The organism is Mycobacterium sp. 1165196.3, from assembly GCF_001673415.1.
In the GTDB taxonomy this organism is placed as follows: Bacteria; Actinomycetota; Actinomycetes; order Mycobacteriales; family Mycobacteriaceae; genus Mycobacterium; species Mycobacterium europaeum_A.
The window spans coordinates 16,644-41,666 of sequence record NZ_LZLU01000195.1 but is presented as its reverse complement, the minus strand read 5'-3'; the positions used below and the strand labels follow the sequence as shown (position 1 = coordinate 41,666).

The 25,023-nt window shown below is 66.7% G+C and carries 23 protein-coding genes and 1 pseudogene; 10 read left to right on the top strand and 14 right to left on the bottom strand.

Annotated elements, in window-relative coordinates:
• Together A5659_RS20320 and A5659_RS27260 are read left to right on the top strand one after the other, a co-directional pair.
• Positions 1–1,686: an ATP-binding protein gene (locus A5659_RS20320; protein WP_197498113.1), complete on the top strand. Its 1,686-nt coding sequence runs from the start codon at positions 1–3 to the stop codon at positions 1,684–1,686.
• The gene (locus tag A5659_RS27260; RefSeq protein ID WP_082972422.1) at positions 1,668–2,351 is read left to right on the top strand and encodes a response regulator; all 684 of its coding nucleotides are present in this window, start codon (positions 1,668–1,670) and stop codon (positions 2,349–2,351) included. The genes A5659_RS20320 and A5659_RS27260 overlap by 19 nt, the downstream gene beginning before the upstream one ends.
• On the opposite strand, the gene A5659_RS20315 is transcribed toward A5659_RS27260, so the two are convergent.
• The 4 genes from A5659_RS20315 to A5659_RS20300 form a co-directional block, all read right to left on the bottom strand.
• Entirely contained in the window at positions 2,279–5,170 is a 2,892-nt protein-coding gene (locus A5659_RS20315) for an RND family transporter (protein ID WP_369829390.1), read from the bottom strand. The two genes, A5659_RS27260 and A5659_RS20315, sit on opposite strands and share 73 nt — an antisense overlap.
• Positions 5,171–5,338: 168 nt before the next feature.
• The gene (locus tag A5659_RS20310) at positions 5,339–6,694 is read right to left on the bottom strand and encodes a hypothetical protein (protein ID WP_067183762.1); all 1,356 of its coding nucleotides are present in this window, start codon (positions 6,692–6,694) and stop codon (positions 5,339–5,341) included.
• An 18-nt stretch (positions 6,695–6,712) separates the two neighbouring features.
• Entirely contained in the window at positions 6,713–8,161 is a 1,449-nt protein-coding gene (locus A5659_RS20305) for a condensation domain-containing protein (RefSeq protein ID WP_067183759.1), read from the bottom strand.
• 388 nt (positions 8,162–8,549) lie between these two features.
• Positions 8,550–9,734, bottom strand: coding sequence for an acyl-CoA dehydrogenase family protein (locus A5659_RS20300; protein WP_067141941.1), 1,185 nt, complete (start codon positions 9,732–9,734; stop codon positions 8,550–8,552).
• A gap of 76 nt (positions 9,735–9,810) precedes the next feature.
• On the opposite strand from A5659_RS20300, the gene A5659_RS20295 reads away from it, so the two are divergent.
• The gene (locus A5659_RS20295; protein WP_067023956.1) at positions 9,811–10,191 is read left to right on the top strand and encodes an NYN domain-containing protein; all 381 of its coding nucleotides are present in this window, start codon (positions 9,811–9,813) and stop codon (positions 10,189–10,191) included.
• Entirely contained in the window at positions 10,188–11,156 is a 969-nt protein-coding gene (locus A5659_RS20290; RefSeq protein ID WP_066863251.1) for a nitronate monooxygenase family protein, read from the top strand. Before A5659_RS20295 ends, A5659_RS20290 begins: the two co-directional genes overlap by 4 nt.
• 17 nt (positions 11,157–11,173) lie before the next feature.
• On the opposite strand, the gene tpx is transcribed toward A5659_RS20290, so the two are convergent.
• Positions 11,174–11,668, bottom strand: a complete 495-nt coding sequence (gene tpx / locus A5659_RS20285) for a thiol peroxidase (RefSeq protein WP_066863254.1) — start codon at positions 11,666–11,668, stop codon at positions 11,174–11,176.
• Positions 11,669–11,778: 110 nt separating this feature from the next.
• Between tpx and A5659_RS20280 the strand changes: the two genes are divergently transcribed.
• Both A5659_RS20280 and A5659_RS20275 read left to right on the top strand, forming a co-directional pair.
• The gene (locus A5659_RS20280; RefSeq protein ID WP_066876858.1) at positions 11,779–12,729 is read left to right on the top strand and encodes a GlxA family transcriptional regulator; all 951 of its coding nucleotides are present in this window, start codon (positions 11,779–11,781) and stop codon (positions 12,727–12,729) included.
• 19 nt (positions 12,730–12,748) lie between these two features.
• On the top strand, positions 12,749–13,489 hold the full coding sequence (locus A5659_RS20275) for a DJ-1/PfpI family protein (RefSeq protein ID WP_066863257.1): 741 nt from the start codon (positions 12,749–12,751) through the stop codon (positions 13,487–13,489).
• A gap of 67 nt (positions 13,490–13,556) precedes the next feature.
• On the opposite strand, the gene A5659_RS20270 is transcribed toward A5659_RS20275, so the two are convergent.
• Entirely contained in the window at positions 13,557–14,033 is a 477-nt protein-coding gene (locus A5659_RS20270; protein ID WP_066863261.1) for a nuclear transport factor 2 family protein, read from the bottom strand.
• Positions 14,034–14,091: 58 nt separating this feature from the next.
• Here A5659_RS20270 and A5659_RS20265 point away from each other — a divergent pair, with 58 nt between their 5' ends.
• A complete protein-coding gene (locus tag A5659_RS20265; RefSeq protein ID WP_066876701.1) occupies positions 14,092–14,862 on the top strand; it encodes an SDR family oxidoreductase in 771 nt (256 codons plus the stop codon).
• 10 nt (positions 14,863–14,872) lie between these two features.
• On the opposite strand, the gene A5659_RS20260 is transcribed toward A5659_RS20265, so the two are convergent.
• Positions 14,873–15,550 carry a hypothetical protein gene (locus A5659_RS20260; protein WP_067183755.1) on the bottom strand — a complete coding sequence of 226 codons (678 nt, stop codon included), beginning with the start codon at positions 15,548–15,550 and terminating at the stop codon, positions 14,873–14,875.
• Between the two features lie 40 nt (positions 15,551–15,590).
• A complete protein-coding gene (locus A5659_RS20255) occupies positions 15,591–17,438 on the bottom strand; it encodes a fatty acyl-AMP ligase (RefSeq protein WP_067183751.1) in 1,848 nt (615 codons plus the stop codon).
• Between the two features lie 209 nt (positions 17,439–17,647).
• Here A5659_RS20255 and A5659_RS20250 point away from each other — a divergent pair, with 209 nt between their 5' ends.
• Entirely contained in the window at positions 17,648–18,115 is a 468-nt protein-coding gene (locus A5659_RS20250) for an SRPBCC family protein (protein ID WP_066863270.1), read from the top strand.
• A gap of 57 nt (positions 18,116–18,172) precedes the next feature.
• Here A5659_RS20250 and A5659_RS20245 read toward each other — a convergent pair whose 3' ends face one another.
• The 6 genes and pseudogenes from A5659_RS20245 to A5659_RS20220 all read right to left on the bottom strand — a co-directional run bounded on the left by A5659_RS20245 (position 18,173) and on the right by A5659_RS20220 (position 24,179).
• Positions 18,173–18,493 (bottom strand): hypothetical protein, encoded by a 321-nt coding sequence (locus A5659_RS20245; RefSeq protein ID WP_066863273.1) that lies wholly within the window; start codon positions 18,491–18,493, stop codon positions 18,173–18,175.
• Between the two features lie 78 nt (positions 18,494–18,571).
• A complete protein-coding gene (locus A5659_RS20240; protein ID WP_067183747.1) occupies positions 18,572–19,735 on the bottom strand; it encodes an LLM class flavin-dependent oxidoreductase in 1,164 nt (387 codons plus the stop codon).
• Between the two features lie 160 nt (positions 19,736–19,895).
• Positions 19,896–20,300 (bottom strand): hypothetical protein, encoded by a 405-nt coding sequence (locus A5659_RS28655; RefSeq protein WP_067183855.1) that lies wholly within the window; start codon positions 20,298–20,300, stop codon positions 19,896–19,898.
• Positions 20,301–20,451: 151 nt separating this feature from the next.
• Positions 20,452–20,670 carry a hypothetical protein gene (locus tag A5659_RS20230; RefSeq protein WP_067183744.1) on the bottom strand — a complete coding sequence of 73 codons (219 nt, stop codon included), beginning with the start codon at positions 20,668–20,670 and terminating at the stop codon, positions 20,452–20,454.
• 261 nt (positions 20,671–20,931) lie between these two features.
• Positions 20,932–23,220, bottom strand: coding sequence for an isocitrate lyase ICL2 (gene aceA / locus A5659_RS20225; protein WP_066863286.1), 2,289 nt, complete (start codon positions 23,218–23,220; stop codon positions 20,932–20,934).
• Between the two features lie 246 nt (positions 23,221–23,466).
• Positions 23,467–24,179: pseudogene (locus A5659_RS20220) on the bottom strand (MBL fold metallo-hydrolase).
• Positions 24,180–24,264: 85 nt separating this feature from the next.
• On the opposite strand from A5659_RS20220, the gene A5659_RS20215 reads away from it, so the two are divergent.
• Both A5659_RS20215 and A5659_RS20210 read left to right on the top strand, forming a co-directional pair.
• Positions 24,265–24,591: a helix-turn-helix transcriptional regulator gene (locus A5659_RS20215; protein WP_066863289.1), complete on the top strand. Its 327-nt coding sequence runs from the start codon at positions 24,265–24,267 to the stop codon at positions 24,589–24,591.
• Positions 24,588–25,004 carry an SRPBCC domain-containing protein gene (locus tag A5659_RS20210; RefSeq protein ID WP_066863292.1) on the top strand — a complete coding sequence of 139 codons (417 nt, stop codon included), beginning with the start codon at positions 24,588–24,590 and terminating at the stop codon, positions 25,002–25,004. The genes A5659_RS20215 and A5659_RS20210 overlap by 4 nt, the downstream gene beginning before the upstream one ends.
• Positions 25,005–25,023: the final 19 nt, after the last annotated feature.

Below are 25,023 nucleotides of genomic sequence, written 5' to 3'. Positions count from 1 at the left end.
ATGGCCGCCACAGGCCGCATCGACCTGCGACTCGGCACCCAGGTACTGCTGGTGCAGCTCGTCGTCGTGACGCTGACGTTGATCGTCGCGTTTGGTTTGTTCGCCGCATTCAACCGTCACCGTCTCGACGTCGAGTACGGCGTTCACGCCTTGGATATAGCTCGGGTAGTGGCCTCTTCCCCGACGGTCATCAACAACATCTCCCGCTACAACGACACCCCGTTGACCGCAAGCCCTGCACTGGTCGACGAACTTGCGGTCGGTCCAATTCAAAGCGTTGCGTCACACGTCGAACAGCGCACGCACGTGTCGTTTGTGGTGATCGCCAACATGCGTGGCATCAGGCTCGCCTCTCCCGATCGGCACAATTTGGCCCGGATGGTCGGTAGCGATATCACGCAGGCCCTTGCCGGGCGCGAGGAGACATTTCATGAAATCACGGTCTACGGCCGGTCGATAGTTGCCAGGGTTCCGGTGCTGGACGCGGGTTCTGATCGTGTGCTGGGTTTCGTCGGCGTTGGCATCTCCACGAGGGCGTTCGATGAACAGTTTTCTGGCAATCTGCGCGTGCTGGCCGCGATGGGAGGAGTTCTCCTGGTGGTCGGTGTGGTCGGCTCCGTGTTGCTGGCCAGGCGTTGGCGAGGGCTGACGCTGGGTTTGCGGCCGGCCGAGATCGTCGAGCTGGTGCGCAGCCAGACGGCGGTGCTGCAAGGCATCGGCGAGGGCGTGCTGGCAGCCGACACCTCCTGGAACATCACCTTCGTCAACGATGAGGCGTGCCGGCTTCTCGAGATCGGTAGCGACACAGGCGGCTCCGTCGATGACATCGGGTTGACCCCACGGGTCCGTGACGTTTTCAAAGCGGCCGATTCGGCGCCAACGCTGGCCAATGTCAGTGGTCGCATCGTAGTGGTCTCCGCGCGGCCGGTATTGCGAGAAGGACGCGAACTGGGAACCGTGCTGGTGGTGCGGGACAGAACCGATGTCGAATCACTGACGCGGCAACTCGACGCGGTGCAGGTGATGAGCACCGTGCTGCGCGCACAGCGCCATGAGTTCGCCAACCGTCTGCACCTACTGAACGGGCTGTTGCACGGCGGCCATGTCGACGAGGGGTTGCAATATCTGGAAGAGCTTCTCGGCTCCGGCCCGTTGGGATCCGCGCTACCGGGCATCGACTCGATCCGCGATGCGTACCTGCAGGCCTTTTTGGCGGCCAAGGCTGCGGCCGCGCGCGAAGCCGGCGTGACGCTGAAGATCGGTGAGAACACCTGGGTGTCAGGCCGGCTCGTGCTGCCAGTCGACGTCACCACCGTGGTGGGCAACCTGCTGGACAACGCCATCGATGCCGCTCGGGTGAGCGATACCGAGCCCAGAGAAGTGGAAGTCGAGCTATTGCAGGACGGTTCGACGCTGCATGTCACGGTGGCCGACAGCGGCGACGGCGTCGCGCCCGAGTTCGTTGGCGATCTGTTCACCGAGGGCAGGACGACCAAGCCGGACTCCGGCATCCCGGGCGGCCGGGGTATCGGGCTCGCGCTGTCGCGTCAGATCAGCCGCTCGCTGGGCGGCGATCTATGGCTGGCCAGTCCCGGGAACACCGAGATGCAGCTGCAGGGCGCGGAGTTCATCGCTCGACTGCCAGGCGTGATGGTAGAGGAGGCGCAATGGGCGACGCAGACCTGACGGTGCTGGTCGTCGATGACGACTTCCGCGTCGCCAATATGCACGCGGAGGTCGTCAATACGCTTGGCGGCTTCACGGTGGTCGCCACCGTCAACACGCTCGACGCCGCGCGCAAGGCCGACGCCGTCGATCTTGCGTTGGTGGACGTCTACCTACCCGACGGGTCCGGAATTGATCTTGTCCGTGAATTACGCGGCGACAGCATGGTACTGACGGCGGCAACCGAGGCCGCCACGATCCGAGCAGCCATGTCGGCCGGGGCTCTGAGCTATCTCGTGAAGCCGTTCGCGACCACAGACCTCGCCGCGCGGCTGGCCGGCTATGCGCGGTACCGCAAAATCCTTTCCAGCCCCAACCTGAGCTCCAGCGACGTGGACGCGGCACTCGACGCGCTGCGCCCGAGGATTGCTCCTTCCCAGCCGGCCACCCTAGCGGCTTCCTCCACCAAACAGCTTGTGCTGCAAGCCTTAGGAACATCGAACAAGCCGATGTCGGCGGCGGAAGTTTCTGCTGCGATCGGGATATCGAGGGCAACCGCCCAACGGTATCTGGCGGCGTTGGCCAGCACCGGTGACCTCACCGTGGGCCTGCGTTACGGAGCCACGGGACGACCCGAGCAGGAATTCGTAGCGATCGACAAGCGACGAAGGCGTCTACCCCGCTGAGTGATCGCCTTGCCGGGCCACCAGTTCGCCCGGCCGAGCATTGCCGCCAGAGCCGGCACCGTAATGGTGCGCACCACAAAGGTGTCGACCAACAGCCCTACACCGATGATCATCCCGGTTTGCACCATGGAAGACAGGCTGCCGAATAGGAGCCCGAACATCGAGGCCGCGAAAATGATGCCGGCCGAGGTGATGACACCACCGGTCGAACGAACGGCACGGATGACTCCGCTTTGGACGCCCGAGGCTGACTCTTCGCGAATTCGTGTGATCAAGAGCAGGTTGTAGTCCGCTCCGACGGCGACCAGCACGATGAACGCCATGGCCGGCACGTTCCAATAGATGGCCTGATGGAGCACGAACTGGAAGACGACGACTCCCACGCCCAGCGCCGACAGAAACGAGATCACCACGGAGGCAATAAGATACAGCGGAGCCACGATGGACCGCAGCAGTGCGACGAGGATAAAGAAGACAACCGCGAGCGTCACGATGACGATCAGACGTACGTCGTCGTTGAAGTAGCTCCGCATCGCGCTGTACATCGCGGTGGTGCCGACGACCGATATCGATGCATCCGAGAGTGAGGTATTGGGCTGGGCGCCGCGAGCAGTATTGAGGATCGACGCCACCTGATCCATTGCGGTTGTGCTGAACGGATCGAATTTCGTCTCGACGATGAAGCGCACCGAACGCCCGTCGGCCGAGATGAGCATCTTCGCGGCGTTCTTGAAGTCGTCCGACGTGATCACCTTGGGCGGGATGTACATGCCCGCCATGGCGGTTTGCGACGCGTCACGATTCATCGAGAGCAGCAGGTCGGCCGCCTGGTTCATTCCGACGCCCATCTTCTTGGTCTGTTCGACGAGTGTGCGCACTCCCTGGTCCAGCCGCTGGCTCCCGTCGGCGAGCGCGTCGGCACCTTGTTGCAGCCGAACCAACCGTTGGGGCACGTCGGTATTGCCCGCCGCCGCCAACAGTGCGCTCAGCCGCTGCATCATCGTCGCGAGCCGTTGCACCACAGGGGCTATCTGCGCAATCAACGTACCACCGTTTCGCGCCGGGGCTAGTTGTTGCAGTTGCGCGCGGCCAGCAGTGCACGCAGGGTCTGCGTTGCATTGCGGACTCACGTTCAAGGCGTCGATCATGGGGCCGACCGCGTCAACGGCACCGTCGACCAGCGGCGCGGCGGACCCGGTGTTCGCCAGCCCACGCAGGGTGTCCAAGAACTGCGACGCGGCGACCAGCTGCTGTCGCACCTGGTTCAAGGTCGTGCCGAGTTCCATTGCTGGCCTGGCAGCAATATGGGTCTGGTCGCGAACCTGGCCGAGACTTGCCGCCAGTTTGTCCGCGCCAGCGGTCAATGCGTCGAGGTCGTCGCTTCTGCCGGAGACTTGGGTTGAGGCATTCTCGAGGTTGGTGCCTACCTGTCCGGCTTGAAAACTCAGTTTTGTCTGATCGAGCGGTTGGCCGTTGGGTCGCGTGACGCCGCGCACCGCGGCGATATCGGGCAGCTGCGAAACGCGTTGGGCCATCTGCTCCAGGTCGGCCAAGGCTTGTGGGGTACGGAGGTCACGTGGCGAGCGCACGTAGATGTACTGCGGCAGCAGTGCACTGGTCGCGAAATGACGTTCCATCGCCGTGAAGCCGACATTGCTCGGTGCCGACTGCGGCAGCTGCATACGGTCGTTGAAGGTGGGTGATAGGAAGGCGGCGCAGGAGGCCAGCGCGACCAGCAGTGCCAGACTGATCAGGAGATGCATCTTGGGCCGGCGAACGATCAGCACGCCTGACCTCTGCCACAGCCGGCCAGTCAGAGCTTTTCGGGGCGCCACCCAACCGCGCCGGCCTGCAAGGACGAGCGTGGCGGGCAACAACGTGATCGCGGCGAGAAAGGCGATCAGGATCGAGATAGCAAGTGCCGGGCCAACAGTTGTGAACGCGGGTAGGCGGGTGAAGATCATGCCCAAAAAAGTGAGGGCGACCGTGGCCGCCGAGCCGGCAATGACCTTGCCAATGGAGGTCAACGCTTTCTGTACTGCGAGGTCGGAGTCGGCACCCGACCGCAGGTACTCGTGGTAACGGCTGATCAAGAAAACGGCGTAATCGGTGCCGGCGCCGACGATCATCGCGGTCATCAATGCGATCGTCGGTGCGGACACACCTAACCCCAGCTGATTCAGCGCGGACACTATGCCCTGGGCCGAGGCCACCGAAAATCCGATGGTGAGCAAGGGCACCAACACGGTGACCGGGCGCCGATAGATCACCGACAGGATGGTGAGCACCAGTGCGGCGGTGGCGATTTCAATCAAGTGCATGTCGTGGGCCGTCACGATTGACATGTCACCGACGACGGCGGCTTGTCCGGTCACCTGCGCGGTCAGCGCGGAGCCCGTGGCGGAGCGTTCGGTGACTGCTGCGATCCGCTGATAAGCCTGAGAGGACTCCGGGGAGCCCGCGGGCGCTTTGAGGTCCACCGCAAGGTAGAACGCCTTGTTGTCGGCACTGACCATCGAAGGGCGCAGAGCGGGCATGGTGACGAGGTCGTGCACGCCGGCCACATCGCGGGTATCGGCGCGCAACCTGGCGGCCAGCCTGCCATAGACCCCCTCGTCGGCGGGTGTCAGCCCGTTGCCATCGGTGAGCACGACGATCAGGATGTTCTGCGCGGATTCACCGAAATCCTTGGCCATCTGGTCGGCCGCCGCCAGGTCTTTGGCCGGAAGTGCCTGAACGGTTTGATTTTCCACCACCTTCGTCAGGGAGGGGAAGGCCACCGCCAGAACGCCGACTGCCGCGAGCCAGACGGCGATCACGAGCCAAGGTGCACGGCTGATGAGGCGGCCCAGCACAGCGAACGCGTCGCTGCCTGTCGAGACCTTGGGGGTGATCGATTGCGTGGCCATGGCCAACCTTCATTCGTGTGGGTGCGGTCGAGGGGGCGGCTTCTGATGCCGCTTTCGTGGGTGGCCTTTTACCGGCGTCTATCCGGCGGCCACGACTTCGGGGCTTCGCCAGTTCGTGGTGCAGGTGAGCGAGAAGTCGCTCAGCGTGTCCGAAATCATCTGCTGCAGTTCGTCTGTCATGTTTCCAGGTTGGTATGCAACGACGGAGACGAAGACCCGTCCGTGTGTTATGCCGGAGAGCAAGCTGAGCAGCCCGCCGGTATGGTGCATCGTCGCCTTGGTCATGCTGGGGTAACGCATCTTCATGGCGAAGTAGTCGGCGTCGGTGCCGTCTGGCCGGTTGGCGGCCGGGTTGACGACTCCGAGGTTGGACGACGCGGTGGTCGTATTGCCAACGGCCAGACCGATCATTCGCTTTACCAACCACTTCGGTAGCAGGGGAACGATGGGCAGCAGCGCGAACCGTTCGTCGGGCACCTCCTGGCGGTGGGTCAGCGCGTGCTTGGTTGCGGCGCGGATCTCCTGAAGGTCCGTCGCCGCTGACAGCGGGTCGACAGAGATGTCGATACCGGTGATCGCGTTGGCGCGGGTATCACCGGGCACGCGGTCGTTGACGGGTATTGCCACGACCGCCGAACCGTCGGCTGCGACCCGCCCCATTCGGTGGGCCAGGCGTGCCGCCAGTCCCACAAGCAATGCGTTGCCAGTTCCCCTGAGCGTCTGTGCGCGTCCGTACCACTCCTGCGCGTCGACGAATACCGTTGCCGTCGGGACAGTTACGAGTTCGTCAGTCCCGACGAAAGGCAGCTGTGTCCCATCCGGTGCAGGGGTGCCAGACCCGTCACGACTCTGGCTGCGCAGTAGCGTCCGTGTGCCTGCGGTGATGGCGCGACTGATCGCGGGGATGTCGCGCATCGTCTGGCGGCTGTCCTCGCGAAGCGCGCGCCACCGGGAGCGCGATTGCGCGGCGGGCCATGTAATCACGTCGTCCAGACCGTCGGCCGCATCCGCCAATGCCTCGCAAAGCCCGACACCGTCGGTGAGGCAATGTGAGATGACCAGGCTGATTCCCGCGCCGCCCTCAGCGAACGGCAGAACGGCGAGGTGCCATTCGGGTCCGTGCTCGCAATCCAGCGGGGTGCTGGCCTGCTCGTCCAACCAGGCGTCGAACTCGGCGCGGGAGCGGGCGCGGGCGACGATCTCGAGGCCGGATGAGCGGCCGGGCGTTACCCAGCGGTGCCGGCCGCAGGGCACCGGTGACCGTTCGATGCGACGGGCTAACCGTCCTCGCTCAAGATGGTGGTGAAACCGCCGCACACCATCGACGTCGATGGTCCGGTCGTAGACCCAGACGCATTGAAGCACGTTGCTGGTTCCGGTGGCCTGCTCGCCGAGGAAGTGGATCTGGTCCACCAGGTCGATGACATTGGTCATTGTGCTTATCCCTTCGGGTTAGAGGGTGATTGCGGGTACGGCGTGGCTCGAGTTGGCGTGGTCTGCAACCACATCCGCCCACCGCGAAGTGGTCTCGGCGACGGCGGTGAATGCTTGCGTCAATGCCGAGATGTAACGATGTACCGAATCGCGCGCGGTCGGGTTATCCGGAAAGGAGATGGTCACGGTGGTTTTTGTCGCGTGCCGGTTGATCCAGATGTTGATCCCGCCGTGCGACAAGTTGTCGCCGTAGGCGCCGAAGTTCGTTTCTTCCCACAATGCGGCGATCGGTATCTTTCGGAAATCAAGAAACGACACCATCATGGCCGGGCGCGTGGGCAGCTTGATGGCCGGCTGATCTGGGGTCGTCAACTCCAAGACCCGTTCCAACGGCACGCCGGCAAGATGTTTCGCGGAGTCAAACGCCTTCTGGGCTGCCGGCGCCGACTCGAAGAAACAGCCGGCACCCGTCGGCACGGTCACGGGAATGAGACTGGCGAACCACCCGACACTCATCGTGTCGATGCCGGGCGTCCGCGTGTCGTACGGCGTGAATCCGTAATAGGTGTCGGCGCCGGTGAATTCGCGTTCGGCCAGGGCTGCGCAGGCCAGAATTCCACCGCTGAATCGGGCGCCGGCTGCGCGACAGACGGTGTCGAAGGACTCTGTCTGGGCCGCGTCCAGCAAGTCGACAGTCAGAAAGTCGCCTCGGTCGCTGGCCCACGTGTCGCCGAGCGGCAACGGGAAGCTCGGCCAGTCACCGTCGGTGTCGTGCGCGAATTTGAGCCAATCCTTGACCTGCGGGGACGACGAGGTCAGGCCGGCCAGCTGCTCGTGTTGGCGCATGGTGTAGTCGCTGTAGCTCCCGGCTGGCGGAAGCGTGAGCGGTGCGGCAAGCTGCGAGCGCTGGTAGGCGAGGTGAATGTCGAGGAATATCAAGCTGCCGGAGATGCCGTCGATGTGGAGATGGTCGACGCTGGCGTAGAACGTGAAGTATTCGCTGTGCTGGATGGCGCCGAAGGTAAAGCAATCCCATTCGAGGGTTCCCGGCGTTGTCGTCATTGCATGCGCCCTTATCTGCGCCACGTCCATATTCCCGGACTGCACCGGGAGGAATTCGACGGCTTCCACGTCGTCGATGGCATGTCGGACAACGTCGTCATTATCGAATTCGAACCAGTTGTGGTAGGTGTCGTGACGACGAACATGCGCATTGATTGCGGCCGTCATCGCCGCGATGTCACACACACCGGGGATGTCCCACGCCACGACCATCAAACGGGGCAGCTGCCTGCCCATCGCCTTCGCGTAGTGAGCGATTCGCACGTGTTGGAACTGCTGGTAAGTGGCAGGCAGGTCCGATCGCGGTGCCGTACGAGCCGCCTCACGCGCTACTGCTGAGGCAGTCCATGTGACTACCGGACCATGGGCCGGTTGCCATCCGTTGATGCTGCCCAATGCGACCATTTCCTCGCTCCTTGTCTTTCAACATCGACATTTAGTACGTTGCACATGAATGGCAGAACCGGCCATTTGCGGATAAACTTCGCGCCCGCGTGCATTTCCAGTGGTTCCGTAATCATGCGCCGCACTCGGATATGTTGTGCAATCCGAACGTACGACGCCGCTTAGAGCTGTGTCGCTGTTGTAGTCAATAGTCACCAAAAGCGACGATTTCCTGGTTTTGCGCATTGTGCTCATCCGTCGCGATGGGCGGCGATCGATGCGCACCAGCTGACGCCTGCCGTCAGCCGCCTCGAGGAACGCGGTGGGGTTGATCTCGAGGATCGGTTCAGGGGCCAGCCAATTGCCACCGCCGGTTAGGCGCGTGCGCAAACTGCCCGGCGCCGGCGGGTTACAACCCGGGCTGGTCGTCGATGATGCCCAGCCAGATCTGGGCGGCGTCGATGGCGACCTTCTCGCTGATGAAGGCGTGCTGCGTTCCGGTGTAGATGTCGCGGAAGGCGCGCTCCAACCGGCTGCCCTCGCGGATCGAGCTGGTCCCGGCGACCAGATGCGCCCATTCGGCGCAGCCGCGGGCGGTGTCGGTGGCGTAGACGGCGGCCACCCGCATGTCGGCGCGAAGCGCCGGGGTGAGGTCCTGTCCCGATGCCACCGCCGCCTCGGCGGCGGTGAACGCGTCGAGCACCAACAGCCGGGCCGCGCGCCAGGCCGCGCGGTGATGCGCCAGGCCCTTCTGGAAGGTGGGGCGGCTGGCCAGCGACGCCATGTCGCTCATTCGGAACTTCGTCGCGGCCAGCTCTTGGACATCGTCGAGCATGCTCTTGGCCACGCCCAGCGCCCACGACGCGTGCCCGGCCGCGGTCACCGGCATCAGTCCCATCCGGCTGGCCGGCGACGTCCCGCGGTGGGGCTGCCGCACAAACAGTTCAAACGTGCGCCTCTCGGGCACGAAAACGTCTGCGGCGCTGTAGTCGTAGGAACCGGTTCCCTTCAGTCCCTGCACGAACCAGCCGTCGTTGAAGCTGATCTCGTCGCGCGGAATGACGGCGACCCGCATCTCGGGGAAACCCTCACTGATCCAGCGCATCTCGCCGTTGTCCATCGGCAGGAACCCGGCGGCAACATATTCCGCGTGCCCGATGCCCGAGCCGAAGTTCCACGCGCCGCTCACCCGGTAGCCACCGTCGCCGGCGGCGCCCTGTCCGTTGGGGAAGAACTGGCCGCCCAGGGTGACCCGGTTGTCGTGCGCGGTGAACACCTCGGCGAAGCCGTCGTCGGGCAGGTATGCTGCCGCGGCGAACGACGAGGGCAGATTGGCGATCCCCACCCAACCGAATGACCCATCCTGCCAAGCCATTTCGATCCAGGTCTCGATCATCTCGGTGAACGACGGCTCGACGCCACCGGCCGCCACCGGGTTGAACGCCGACATCAGCCCGCTGGCCCACATCGCATCGACGATCGCCGGGGACAGCGTGCGCAGCCGCTCCGATTCGGCGGCTTCGGACTGCACCAGGTCCCGCATACCGCGGGCCAGCGCCACCACCCGGTCTGTTGTGTCGGCGATCGAGGTCATGGGGGTGACCGTATCAACCACTCCCGGTTTTGCGAACGAAATCAGCCGTCGTGACAGGTCGTTTACCGTGTGGGTGGTGCGCTGGATTGTCGACGGCATGAATGTGATCGGAAGCCGTCCCGATGGCTGGTGGAAGGACCGCAACGGTGCGATGGTCACCTTGGTGGAAAGGCTGAATCGATGGGCGTCGCGGCAAGGAGAAACGGTGACGGTGGTTTTTGAGCGACCGCCGTCGAGCGCCATCACGTCATCGGTGATCGAGATAGCGCACGCACCCAGGGCGGCCGCCAATTCGGCCGACGACGAGATCGTCCGGCTGGTCGCGGCCGACGCCGCGCCGCACGACATTCGCGTGGTGACATCCGACCGCGCGCTGACCGACCGGGTGCGAAGCCTGGGCGCATCCGTTCAGCGGTCGGAAAGCTTCCGCGACCTCGTCGATCCGCGGGACCGATGACCACCGCCGAACCCGGTCCACCGGGCAACCGGGTCTGCGCGCTGGCGCACATCGACATCCCGATCATCCAGGCGCCGATGACCTATATCGCCGGCGCCCAACTGGCCGCTGCGGTGTCGAACGCCGGTGCGCTGGGAATCATCGAGACCACCTCGGATCAAGGACGAGCCGACCTGCGGCGGGTGCGCGAACTGACCGCCGGTGCCGTCGGCGCGAACATCGCGTTGCTGTTCAATCGTGATCCGGCGATGCTGGACTTGCTTGTCGCCAACGACATTCGCTTCGTGACCACCTCCGCCGGCAGCCCGTCGATTTTCACCGAACGTCTGCACGATGCGGGCATCACGGTGTTCCACGTGGTAGGCACCCTGGCCGCGGCCAAGAAGGCCGTCGATGCCGGCGTGGACGGGCTGGTGGTCGAAGGCGTCGAAGGAGGCGGATTCAAGAATCGGTTCGGCGCCTCGACCATGGTGCTGCTGCCGTTGGTGGCCGCCCACGTCGACGTCCCGATCGTGGCCGCGGGCGGGATCTGTGACGCGCGGTCCATGGCGGCCGCCTTCGTCCTCGGCGCGGACGCGGTGCAGATGGGCACCCGGCTGCTCGCGTCCGCGGACTCGCCGGTGCACGGCAACCTCAAGCAAGCGGTCGTCGACGCCGACGAGACCGGCACGGTGCTGCTCCCCCTCGACGGCAACCGGATGATGCGCGTCATCCGCACGCCCGCCGCCGAGCGGCTCGACGCCGCGACGTCCGCCGAAGCGGGCGCCGCGGCCCTACAACGCGTGCAGCGGCTCTACTTCGACGGCGACCTCGACGCCAGCGTCGCCAACACCGGCCAGGTGGCCGGGCGCATCGAGGACCTGCCCCCGGCCGCCGACATCATCGAGCAGATGTGGCGAGGCTGCCGCGAGGTGCTGGGGGCCACGTCGCAGCGCGTGGGGCGGGCCGAACTCGAACAGGCCTGACTGGCAGCGGGCGCGGATCAGCCCGCGGCCGCCAGAGCCGCGTCGTAGTTGGGCTCCTGCGCGATCTCGGGCACCAACTCGGTGTAGGCGACGTTGCCGTCGGCCCCGACCACCACGATGGCGCGCGCGAGCAATCCGGCCATCGGGCCATCGGTGATCGTGACGCCGTAGTCCTCGCCGAAGCTGTCCCGGAACGCCGACGCGGTTTTGACGTTCTCGATGCCCTCGGCGCCACAGAACCGTGCCTGCGCGAACGGCAGGTCCTTCGAGACGTTCACCACGGTCGCCCCGCCGCCGGCGGCCCGCTCGTTGAAGGTCCGCACGCTGGTCGCGCACACCGGCGTGTCGATGGACGGAAAGATGTTGAGCACCAAGGGCTTACCGCCGAATTGCTCGCTGCTGACCGCGGCCAGATCGCCGCCGACCAGGCTGAAGGCCGGGGCTTTGGATCCGACGGCAGGCAGCTCGCCGACAGTGTTGATCGGGTTTCCACGCAACGTTATCTGTGCCATGGGCAACAGTCTGCCAAGGCCGTCGCGGCCGCCACGGGGCAGGTCCCATGTCCTAATTGGTGGGGTGCATGGCGTAGACGACGTGCCCCCGCGTGGCCAACACTGAATCCATGCCTCGCAAGGTGGTGATCGCCGGCTTCCCCGGTGTGCAGGCGCTCGATGTGGTGGGCCCATACGACGTGTTCACCAGCGCATCGATGTTGACCGGCGGCGGGTATGACGTCGCTGTCGCCTCGGTCGGCGGCCAACCGATAGCCACGGCGACCGGGCTGGCCTTCGTGACGACGCCGCTGCCGGACCCGGCCGACCCGATCGACACAGTGGTGCTGCCCGGCGGTGCCGGCGTGGACGAGGCACGCGCCGACGCCGAGCTCGTCGCCTGGATCAAGGCCGTCGCCGGCCAGGCCCGCCGCATGGTGACGGTGTGCACCGGTGCGTTTCTCGCGGCCGAGGCGGGGTTGCTGGACGGGCAGCGGGTGACCACACACTGGGCCTTCGCCGAACGGTTGGCGGCGCAATTCCCCGCGATCGAGGTCAACGCCGACCCGATCTTCGTGCGGAGCTCGCAGACCGTGTGGACCGCCGCGGGCGTCACCGCCGGCATCGACCTGGCGCTGGCGCTGATCGAGGACGACCACGGCACCGAGGTCGCGCAGACGGTCGCCCGCTGGCTGGTGCTGTATCTGCGCCGACCGGGCGGCCAGACGCAGTTCGCGGCGCCGGTGTGGATGCCGAGGGCCAGACGGGATTCCATCCGCGAGGTGCAGGAGGCGATCGAGGTCGACCCGGGCCGTCCGCACAGCATCGGTGATCTGGCCCGCCGGGCCGCGATGAGCCCGCGCCACTTCACCCGCGTGTTCACCGCCGAAATCGGCGAGGCGCCCGGCCAATACGTCGAACGGATCCGCACCGAAGCCGCGCGCCGGCAGTTGGAGGAGACCGACGACACCGTCGTCGCCATCGCCGCCCGGTGCGGCTTCGGCACCGCGGAAACCATGCGGCGCAATTTCCTTCGCCGCGTGGGTATTTCGCCCGATCAATACCGCAAGGCTTTCGCCTGACACCGAAAGGACGACACCGATGACCCAAATCGCCATCGTGGCCTACCCCGGATTCACCGCGCTCGACATGATCGGGCCGTACGAGGTGCTGCGCAACCTGCCCGGCGCCGAGGTTCGCTTCGTGTGGCACGAGGCCGGACCGATCACCGCCGACTCCGGGGTGCTGGTCATCGGCGCCACCCACTCGCTGGCCGAAACACCCTCCCCCGACGTCATTCTCGTGCCCGGCGGGCCGTCGACCCCGGTGCACGCACGCGACGACGCGTTGCTCGACTGGCTGCGCCGGGCCCACCGCAGCGCGAGCTGGACGACGTCGGTGTGCTCCGGGTCGGTGATCTTGGCGGCCGCGGGGCTGCTGGACGGCCGGCGGGCGACGTCGCACTGGCTGACGATCCCCGCGCTCAAGGCATTCGGCGCGGTTCCGGTGGCCGACGAACGGATCGTGCACTCCGACGACATGGTCACCAGCGCCGGCGTGTCCGCCGGGCTCGACCTCGCGTTGTGGCTGGCCGGACAGATCGCCGGCGAATCCCGCGCGAAGGCAATCCAGCTCGCGCTCGAATACGATCCGCAGCCGCCATTCGATTCGGGCCACATGTCGAAGGCCTCGGCGACGACGAAGGCCGCTGCGACGGCGCTGCTGTCCCGTGACAGCGTGAAGCCCGCCAACGTGAAGGCCACGACCTTGCTCGCCTGGGAGCAGGCGCTGGACAAGGTCCGGTCGCGGCGGCGCAGGCGGCCGCTGGAGAGCATTACGTAACTGGGGAATGCGCTAGCGCCGGTGATAGCGCTTCGCGCACAAGCACTCTCGAGCCAGAGCCTAGCCGCTAGGCGCCGGGCTGCAGGATCTCGGTGGTGGCGAGTTGCCCGCCGGCCTGCAGCCACGCCGCGACGGCGCCGGGAGCGTCACGGTCGGGGTTGTAGATGTCCTCCTCGCTGGAGAACAGCCCGTCGCCGGCATAGACCAGGCGGGTCCAGTTGGGGAACCAGAACGGCTCGCCGTTCGGATCGGTCGGATGGTCGAGCAGGTTCTTGATCATGACGACGACGGCGTCGTTGTCCTCATCGTGGGCGATCCAGTCACTGGGAAACCGCATGTGCGGGAACGGCGCCATCACCGCGACGATCCAGTCGCGAACCGCCTCGCGTCCGTGGAAGACGCCGTAGTGATGCTCGGTGTAGACGACGTCTTCGGTGAAGAGGTCCGCGAAGGGCCGCCAGTCGCCCGAAGCGCTGCACCCTTCGACGACCTTGGTGTAGTTCTCGACGGCTTCGTCGATTTCTGCCCTGGTGAATTTGCCCATAGCGGACACACTAGAACGTGTTTCGGTTTTGGGTCGCTCGTATGAATGGGGAGATCGGATGAACGTGTTGGACTTGTTCAGCCTGCGCGGCAAGCGGGCGTTGGTGACCGGGGCGTCCAGCGGCATCGGCAGGAAAGTCGCGCAGGCCTACGTGCAAGCCGGCGCCCACGTCGCCATCGCCGCGCGGAATGTCGAGGCGCTGGAACGCATCGCCGGCGAGCTGGCGGCGGACGGCGCCGGCAAGGTCCTGCCGATTCGATGTGACGTGACCCAACCCGACCAGGTGAACAGCATGGTCGACCGGGTGACCGCGGAGCTGGGCGGGATCGACGTCGCGGTCTGCAATGCCGGCATCATCGCGGTCGTCCCGATGCTGGAGATGTCGCCGGAGGAATTCCAGCGGATCCAGGACACCAACGTGACGGGAGTCTTCCTGACCGCGCAGGCGGCGGCCCGGGCGATGGTCGCCCAGGGGCGCGGCGGCGTCATCATCAACACCGCGTCGATGTCGGGCAGCATCATCAACGTTCCGCAGCAGGTCGGTCACTACTGCACCGCCAAGGCGGCCGTCATCCAGTTGACCAAGGCCATGGCGGTCGAATTCGCGGCCCACAACATCCGGGTGAACAGCGTCAGCCCCGGCTATATCCTCACCGAGCTCGTCGAGCCGTTAACCGAGTATCACCGCCAGTGGGAGCCGAAGATTCCGCTCGGCCGCATCGGTCGCCCCGAGGAACTCGTCGGCCTGTACGTCTATCTGGCCAGCGAGGCGTCCAGCTATATGACGGGGTCGGACGTCGTGATCGACGGCGGCTACACCTGTCCCTAGCTCACCGGCCCTATCGCTCGAGCTCGCCGGAGATCCCGCGTTCGAGGTTGGCCTGCGTCGCCGAGGGCAACACCAGCAGGCCCTCGAGTTCGTTGCGGGCCACATCGTAGGCGCGTTGACGTTCCTGGGCGGCCGCGGCGGGGTCCGCCGCCACCCGTAACAGGCTCTGCGCCCGCGCAATTCGCTGCTGGTCCGCGTTGGAGAAATCGGTGCGGCGGCGGCGAATCGCCTCGGCCTCGGCGGCGTTGAACGCCGTGACGTAGTCCTCGACCGCGGCCATGTACCGCGCGGCGCCGTCGCGGTCGTCGAGCAGATCCTCGGCCTGCGCCGGCCGCAGAAAGTCGGCCCGCAGCTTGGCCTTGTGGAACGCGATCGTGTTGGCCTCGCGCATGTCGGTCATCAGCGGGAAGTCCAGCAGTTTGGCGACATCGAGCTCATATTCGAGCCAGCGGGCATCCGTGCGGCCATGCTCATCGAGGACGCGCCGGATCGCGCGCCACTGGGCCGCTTGATTTCCGCCCGCGCCGTCGCCCGCGGGCGCGCCGGGCAGTGGTTCGCGGCCGAACTCCCGCGACCGCTCGTCGGCGCGTCGTCGGTAGCTGCCGAACGCGCGCACGGCGGCGACGATCGCGCCCGTCAGCGGCAGGATGACGATCAACAGCTCCGCCAACCGGAATATCAGACCCACACCGCCAGGATGCCAGCAACTCCCCCGGGTTGACCCCGGGTCAGCGGACGCCCAGGGTGCCGGCGAGGTATTCCGTGCGACAGGCCCGGCGGGCCAGCTTGCCGCTGGTCGTGCGCGGGATGGCGCCGGCCGGCAGCAGACGGACGTCCGACACGCTCAGGCCGTGTCGCTGTGCGACCGCCGCCCGGATGGCCTCGATCGCCGGTTGCGGATCCTGACGGCTGGTGCCCGCCGCGCGTTCGGCGACCACCACCAGTCGGGCGGTATCCGGGTCATCGTCGGCCGGCACGGAAAACGCCGTCACGTATCCGCGCCGGACGATCTCGGAGGCTTCGGCGACGGTGGCCTCGATGTCGTGCGGGTAGTGGTTGCGGCCGTCGATCGTCACCAGGTCCGCTATCCGGCCGGTCACGTACAGCTCACCGTCGAGATACACGCCCAGGTCCCCGGTGCGCAGCCAGGAGCCGTCCAGATCGGCGCCGTCGCCGTGGCTGCCGTCGGCGAGCCGCGACTGCAGCTTGGCGCCGAAGGCCCGTCGCGTCTCGTCGGGCCGTCCCCAGTAGCCCCGTCCGACGTTGTTGCCCTGCAACCAGATTTCGCCCACCTGGCCGTCCGGCACCTCCGATCGCCTGGCGGGATCGACGATGACGGCCCATTCGCTGCGTGCGACCTGACCGCACGACACGTGCGCGACGGCCCTGGAATGATCGGCGTCGACGCGCACCGCCGATCCGGCGCCCAGCAGTTCCGAGTCGAAGTACACCGCCGTCGGCTCGGCGGCCGGGGCGATGGTCGCGACGAACAAGGTGCCCTCGGCGATGCCGTAGGAGGGTTTGAACGCGGTGGGCGGCAACCCGTAGGGCGCGAACGCCTTGGTGAAGGTCTTGATGGAGTCGATGCTGACCGGCTCGGAACCGATGATCATCACCACGTTGCGCAGGTCGATGTCCGCCTCGGGGCCGGGCAGTCCGCGCTGCGCGGCCCATTCGTACGCGAAGTTCGGTGCGGCGGTGACGACGTTGCCCTGTCGGGACCCGTCGGACAGCGCCTGAATCCATCGCTGCGGGCGGCGGACGAAGGCGGCGGGAGACATCAGCGTGGAGTGGCCGCCGTAGACCGCCGGGAAGCCGATCATCGACAAACCCATGTCGTGGTAGAGCGGTAACCAGCTGACGCCGTGGGTGTTTCGGTCCAGCAGGTCGATCGACAGGATCATCTGGACCAGGTTGGTGCCCACCGCGCGGTGGGTGATTTCGACACCGACCGGCGGGCGGGTGGAGCCCGACGTGTACTGCAGGTGCGAGACGTCGTCCATGCCGAGCTCGGTCGGCGCGAACCACTCCCCCGCCGCGTCGGGTATCTGGTCGATGGCGATCACCTGCGGCCGGCGCAGATGCGGATGGCCGGCCAGGAACGCCTCCACCGCCCCTTGGGCGGCGGTCGTCGTGAGCACGGCGGTGGGCTCCGAATCCCGCAGCGCGGTATCGAGGCGTTCGGCGTGCCCGGGCAGCTCCGGGGCGAACAACGGCACTGCGATGGTTCCGGCCTTGACCGCCGCGTAGAACCCGGCGACGTAGTCGATGCCCTGCGGCGCAAGGACGGCAACGCGCTGACCGCGGCCCGCGGCCTGCTGGATGCATGCGCCGATGGCCTGCAGCCGCGCACCGAACTGGGTCCATGTCACCTCGTCGGCTTCGCCCCGCGCCGAACGGCTGAAATCGAGGTAGCGGTACGCCACGGTGTCACCGACGTTCGCGATGTTGCGGTCGATGAGCGAGATCAGGTTGACCCCGGGCGGCAGCACCACCCGGCCCGCGGCGTCCAGGCAGTCCTCGATGCGAAGGAGGCCACCGGCAGCCGGGCCGTCCTGCCGGGAGCCGCGATCCATGACTGCAGTCTAGGCAAGCCGAGCGGCGGTCTTCGCGCCGGTGAATCGGCAAACAGCAAGAGCGGCGCGGGCATTCGCCGCCTCGGGCGGGTGCTCGATCACCGGGCGCGCGGCGACGGTCAACCCGATCCGGTCATGGGCCGGGGCGGGCGGTAGCCTACCGGCGAGCGGCGTCCAGGGCCGTCCGTTTGCTACCACCAGGAGTCGTCATGCCGGGCCGCAACTATTCCTTCGAAGTCACCCGCACCAGCAGTGCGCCCCCGGCGACGGTGTTCCGGCTGGTGGCCGACGGCGCCAACTGGTCGCAGTGGGCCAAGCCGATCGTCGTGCACTCGAGTTGGGCGCGCCAGGGCGACCCGGCGCCTGGTGGCATCGGGGCCGTCCGCAAGGTGGGCATGTGGCCCGTCTACGTGCAGGAGGAAACCGTCGCCTACGAGCCGGACCGTCGCCACGCCTACAAGCTGGTGGGCCCGCGCACCCCGGCCCAGGATTACGGCGGCGAGGTGGTCCTGACGCCGAACGCGGCGGGCGGGACCGACATCCGCTGGACCGGTTCGTTCACCGAAGGCGTCCGCGGGACGGGTCCGCTGATGCGCGCCGCCATGGGTGGAGCGGTCCGGTTCTTCGCGGGCCGGCTGGTGAAGGCGGCCGAGCGGGAATCCCGCGCGGGGCGCTGACCGTCCCGCACCCGCATGACTGCCGCACGAAGCGGCCGCCACGCTTCGATTCACGAATCACGGGTTGTTGAACTGGTTTTCGTACGTTTGTTGTTGCTGCATGTCCTGATTGAACTGCTGCTGGGCCTGCTCGTTCTGCTGTTCGGCCTGTTGCATGGATTGCTGTAGCTGCTGCTGCAGTTGATCGTCGCCGTCATCGGTCGCGAAACCGCCGGTGAGACCGGGTGAACCGGCGGCGTCCGCCAGGTGCACCGAGTCCCAGCTCGGCACGGTCTCCGGTGTCGTGACACGCGCCGCGTCGTAGAGCGCGAGTACGGCCAGGGTGGCGGCAATTCCGAAGACGCGGGTGATCGCGGGGCCAAGGGTGTCGGTGGTCATTCTCCAGGTATGCGCCGCGTCTTTAGCTGCCCACTGGGAGGCGGCTGTCGTCTCGGTATGAAGCCTCGCAATGAGCCGCTATCTGGACTCGACCTCGTCCTGATACTTCTTGGTCATGTGCGCGACGGCGTCCAGCTGCGACTGCGCCAGGTTCTCCCGGGCCTGGCCGGCGCGCGCGGCGGCGTCGAGCGTCGGCTGCGCCTGGCCCTGGAAGTGCGGCATCACCTCGGCGGCGAACAACTCGGCGGACCGTCGGGTGGCGGCCGGGTTGGCCCACTCGTGACCCATCTGCAGCATGCAGCCGAATCCGCCGGACTGGTCCCAGAGCCGCTGCACCTGTTCGCGCGCCCGCTCCGGCGTGCCGATCACGCCCGCGCCGTTCTCGTTGATGACGTCGATCATTTCGTCGAGCTGCTCTCCCGGCATCGTCATCTGCGGGAACGCCGCCACCTTCTGGAAGTACCGGAACCACGGCTCGATGCCGAACTTGACCTCCTCGCGGGCCTGCTGCTCGGTCTCGGCCAGGTGGAACAAACCGACCAGGCTCCAGTTCTTGCGGTCGACCTGCGTGCCGAAGGCCGCGGCGCGCTCCTCGACAATGCCCCAGTGGTAGGACAGCGCGTTGAAACCCTCGACGGTCAACGTCGCCCCGATGGACAGCAGGCCGATGCCGTGCTTACCCGCCAACCGCGCGCCCGTCGGTGAGGCGACCGCCGCGACCGACAGCGGTATCCCGCCATCGGAGTAGGGAGCGAGCTGCAGCTTCGCATCGAAGAGCTGATGGGTGGCGGTCTTGGCGCTGACCGTCTCGCCCGCCAGCAGCCGCACCACGATGTCGAGATTGGTTTCCAGCAGCTCGCGCGTGTCGGTCGGGGTGAGTCCGATCATGGACGAGTCGCTGGGCAGCGAGCCCGGCCCGACGCCGCCGATGATGCGGCCGTGCGTGAGGTGATCCAGCAGCATCAGCCGGTCGGCGACCCACAGCGGATTGTGATACGACAGCGAGATGACACCCGTGCCGAACCGGATTCGCTTCGCGCGTTCGGCGGCGGCGGCGATGAAAATCTCTGGGGAGCTGATGATTTCGCTACCCGCCGAGTGGTGTTCGCCCAACCAGACTTCGTCGAAGCCCAGCGCGTCGAGATGCTCGACGAAGGCGAGATCGCGTTGCAGGGCCAGCGTCGGATTGGTGCCCGCGCGGTGGAACGGGGCGATGAAGTATCCGAACCGCAGCTTCGACATTGAAGTCCCCTTGCATCCGAGTTGGCAGAACCATAACTCGGAATGCGGCTTGGGCCCTAGGTCCAGACAAGGGTTCAGCCGATGGGGCCAGGTGATCCCGGCCCCACCGGCTAGGGAGCAAGTCTTGGTGTTTGCGCTTTAGCGCCGGCTCATCGGGTGATCAGAAACCGCCGCAGACGTTGCCGACGCAACCGCCGCCACCGCCCGGTCCGCCGCCACCACCGCCGACGCCCGGAATGCTGCCGCCGCCCCCGCCGGGACCGCCGCCACCGGTCGGGCCGCCGGGCACGCCGCCGCCACCGCCACCGGGACCGCCGCCACCGGTCGGGCCGCCGGGCACGCCGCCGCCACCGCCATTAGGGCCACCGCCGCCGTTCGGGCCGCCCGGCTCACCGCCGCCGCCACCGGGTGCGGTGGAGGGCGCCACGCTGGAGGACGGTGTGGTCGTCGGGGTCGTGGTGCTGCTGCTGGGGCCGCCCTTATGTCCGCCACCGCAGGCGACCGATAACACGAGCATCGCCGCACCGCCGAACAGTGCGACCGCCGTCCTCGGGCCAGATCTCATCAGATCCCCCATCTCCACGTGCGCCACTTCGCGCCGCCCACTTTTTCTTACCCCGCGGCCTCGCCGCGCAAACAGATTCGGGCGGCGAAATCGTGCCGGACGAAAATGGCCCATCACGCAGGTGTGATGGGCCATCGCGAACAGCGGTCGGCTAGCAGTTCGATCCTACGATGCAGGCCGCGAGCGTGCCGATATGCACGCCGGGGACGGTCGTGCCGGGCTGCGGCATCGCGACGCTGGCTGGCGGATGCGTCGCCGCCGTCGCTGCGTTGCCGGTTTGGCTAACGCCCACGGCACCGAATCCGACCGCCAGAACAACCGCTGCCGCACCAACGAACACCGCGATCGCCTTGTTGATTGGGGTCCCCATCAGGCGCTCCTCTCTGTTCCAGGACGTTTGTTAAATCTGAGCGCACGTTTGTTACTAGCTAAATCCTACACCTGTGCAACTATGCGCAGGGTAAATTTTTGGCATCGTGTCGCACGGCGAACCGGGGCACGTCGAATGCGCGGGTGGCGGGAGCGGCCCGCGCCGGGCTCGGGCGGCGCGCCGGTGCACGTCGGCGCTGGATGATGACTCCGTTAGCGGCCGCCGCATCGGTCGATCGGGCGGCCGCCGTCGGGTGGCTGGCTAATCTTCCTTGGTGATCAGCTTGCGCAGCGCGACCCGGTCGGGCTGCAGCAGTTCGGCGATGCGGGGCCGGTTCACCTCGGCGACGATGATCTCGCCGACCTCCTGGTAGACCTCGCTGAAGATGCCGTGCGACTTCATCTTCGACGTCTGATACTGGTTGTCCTCGGTCGGCGTCACATAGATCACCGCGTCGGCCTTGAAGCGGTGCACCAGCCAGAGGTGGATCAACGTCATCAGTCGCTTCTGCCGCAGCTTCTCGGCGAAGGTGTTCTGGTCGCGGACCTGAAGGATGCTGCGGCCGTGCCGGTCCTTGATCGGGTCGACGACGACGTTGGCCAACTGCTCGTCGTCGTTGCCGTAAATCCCGAGTTCCAGCACGTCCGAGCCGGCCCGGCGGGGCCGCAGCTGCACGCGCAGCTTCTCGCCCAGGCTGTAGTTCTCGCTCCACATCGCCAGCCACTCCTCGAGCAGCTTCTTCGGCACCTCGGTCTGTACCAGGTGCTGGTGCTGGGTCGATCCCTCGCCCATCGCCTTGGTGGTCGCGGTGCGACCCGACGACGCGGTCAGCGCCGCGTCGCTGCGCGGCCCGCCGACCAGGGTTTGCGGTGTGCGGTAAGGGGATTCGACCAGACGCATCTTGCGCTGCAGGCGGGCCAGCGCCAGCATGCCGTCCTGTTGCAGCGAGGTGGCGAACTCTTCGGCCGCGACGCCATCGATCTGGTGGCCGCCGTAGGTGATGAAGTTGAAGACGAAGCCCATCTTGCCCAGTTCCTCGGGGAACTGCTTCATCTGCTCGTCGGTCATGCCGGTGGTGTCCCAGTTGAACGACGGCGACAGGTTGTAGGCCAGCATCTGGTCGGGGAACTCGGCGTGGATGGCGTCGGCGAACTGCTTGGCGTCGGCCAGGTCGGCGGTCTTGGTCTCCATCCAGAGGATGTCGGCAAACGGCGCGGCCGCCAGTGACTTCGCGATGGCGTACGGGATGCCGCCGCGGATCTGGTAGTAGCCCTCGGGGGTCTTCGACAGCTCGCAGTCCCAACCCGGGTCGACGCCCAATTCCTTCGCCTTGGTCTTGGCCGAGTACAAGGAAGCGCGCGCCGCGAACGCTCGCCACTCGTCGACGCTCATGTCGGCCGGCTCGCCCTCGCTCGCATCGAATTCGAGCACCTCGGCCACGGCCTCGCCGTAGGTCATCAGCCCGGCATCGTCCTCCCAGGCCGCCACGAACCGCGACTCGACCTGGTCGAACAGGTCGTCGATCGACTTTTGACCGTTCTCGCGCCAGGTGTTGACCGCGTCGGAGATGACGCCCTGGATGCCCTGGCGCTCCAGCCAGGCGCCGGCCTCGGCGTACTCCCCTTCGGGCAGTGCATAGAGAAGGTGACCGTTGAGGTCTTTGACGCCCAGCTCGTAGAAGCGACGCACCATCGCCAGGAAACAGGACTTGTACGACGGGATGTTGAGGTTGGTGGCGCCGAGCAGGAACGGCTGATCGCGCTCGTCGGCCCGGCTGTCGAGCAGGTTGGCCGCCTCGGCATCGGTGCGGGCGACGATGATGCCCGGCACCTTCATGATGTCGAGCTGGAAGCGCGCGGCGTTGAGGCGTTTGATCTGCTCGTCCGACGGCACCAGCACCTTGCCGCCCTGGTGGCCGCACTTCTTGGTGCCGGGACGCTGATCCTCGATGTGGTACCCCGGGACCCCGACCTCGACGAACCGGCGGATGAGGTTGCGCACGTGCGGGTCACCACCGTGGCCGGTGTCCGCGTCGGCGATGATGAACGGCCGGTAGTCGTATTCGGTGGCGGTCGCCCGCTGCTGCTCACTCATGTTCAGGCGCAGGTACTGCTGGTTGCGGTCGGCGGTCAGCAGCGCGCGCACCAGCACCGCGGCGTCGTCGGGCACCTGGCTCAGCGGGTAGCTGGCGAGGTCGGGGCCGGGATCCTCGGTGGTGGAACCCTTGGCCGACGTCGCCCAACCACCGAGGTAGATCCCCTCGATGCCCATCCGCTTCATCGCGACGGCCTGGCCGGGCGAGTACGGACCGAACGTGGTGATGCTCTTCTTCTCGGCGAACAGCTCGCGCAGCCGCTCATAGAACGCGGCCGCCGCGTTGCGGGCGACGGTGTAATCGGTGGGGATGGTGCCGCGTTGCTCTGCTACCTGGCGGGCCGTGAAGAGGCGCGTGATGCGAGAGAAGCGCGGGTCGTCGAAGTATTGCTGCGTGGCAGCGACCTCGTCGTCAAACGATGGCCGGACTTGCGTGTCCTTATCAATGATCGCCATGTCTTCGCTCCTTCGCGCGCATGATTCCACTGAACGTGAGTCTATCCCCGGAAACGGCAGTTCAATCAGGGCTCGAACGACTTGAGCCAAAACTGTTGCCCCGCCATGTACTTGCGAGAGCTTTTCGGTGGCGGACCGGTGACCGGCGTGAACCACCGGATGGCTGAGGACGTTGGGACAGCGAGGCACCGCGGCGCGGTGCGGTTTCAACGCCTTGGGAGACAATACCTTTCGATACGGTATCGATCACGGGGCCGCCGCACGACGGGCCAGCCAGTCTCGCTGGCGCCGGACGAATCTTGCGTCGACGACGCTGCCATGGCCGGGGACGTAGATCGCCGTGGGCCCACCGACCGCCAGTAGCCGATCCAGGGTCGTGGGCCAGGCCGCGATATCGGAGTCGGCGTCGATCGCGGGGTCGCCGGACTGCTCCACCAAGTCACCGGTGAACACCACGGTCGGATCGCCGCCTTCCGTTGCGGGCACGACCACCACCAAGTCCGACGCGGTGTGGCCCCGGCCGAGGTGGGCGATCGTCACCGCCCGGTCCCCCAGGTCGATGACGGCGTCGTGACCTCCACCGCGCGGGGGCCGCAGAGCCGCGATCGCCGCGTCCACTTCCGCGGGGTCGCCGCCATGACGCAGCGCGTCCTGGCGCAGGTCGCCGGTTGACGAGGAAAGGTATTCGACCACCTCGGGGGCGCAGAAAACCTTCGCCCCGGCGAACAGCGACGCACCGAGTACGTGGTCAAGTGCTTGTGCGTCAACACGATATGGGTCACCGGGCGCCCGGCAAGCAGCCGGACGTCGGCGTCGATCGCGGCGGCCTCGGTGAGCGTGGTCCCGGTGTCGACGAGCAATGCGCCGGTGCGGCCCCACACCAGCCCGACGGTCACGTCGCAGAACGGAAGCCGGCAGCGACGCGCGGTGGCGGTCAACCGTTCCCAGGCGAGTTGCACAGCCTCCGAAGGTAGCCGCCCCGGCAAGCGGTCGCCGCCCGCTTCTTATGTCGGACATGGTTGACATGTCGGAAATTCCCGACGTATGTTGGCGGACGTGCACAGCGTCGATCGCGTCTTCCTCGCCCTGGCCAATCCGGTGCGGCGCGAACTGCTGGAGATCCTCGCCGCCCAACCGCTCTCGGCGGGAGAACTCAGCGATCGCTTCGAGCTCAGCCGCCCCGCCGTCGCCGAGCACCTCAAGGTGCTGCGTGACGCGGGACTGGTCGCCGACCGGCCGCAGGGGCGTCATCGCATTTACCGCCTGACCGCCGAGCCGTTGGCAGACCTCGGCGACTGGCTGCATCCCTTCGAGAAGTTCTGGCGCGGCCGACTGGCCAAGCTCGCCGAGGTAGCACAGGAGCTGGAATGACCGAAACGTCACGGTCCGCGACGGTCCGGGTCGATCAATTCGTCGCGGCGCCACCGGCCACCGTGTGGCGATTGCTCACCGAACCCGCGCTGATAAAGCTCTGGTGGGCCGAGGGGCAGGTGGCCGCGGTGGTGGGACACCAGTTCACGCTCGACATGCCGGGTTATGGCAAGCAGCCCTGCACGGTGCTCGAGGTCGACGCACCGCACCGGTTCGTCTACACGTTCACCGCGGCCTGGACGCTGACCTGGCGGTTGGAAGCCGAAGGCGACGGCACCCGAGTCTTCTTGGAACACAGCGGCTTTGACCTCGGCGACGGCCGCATGGCCCGGGCGTTCGAGCGCATGGGGCCGGGATGGCGCGACGTCGTCCTGCCCCGACTCGCCCAGCTCGGCGCCCAGACGACTCGCTAGACCCCACCGTGGGACTGGT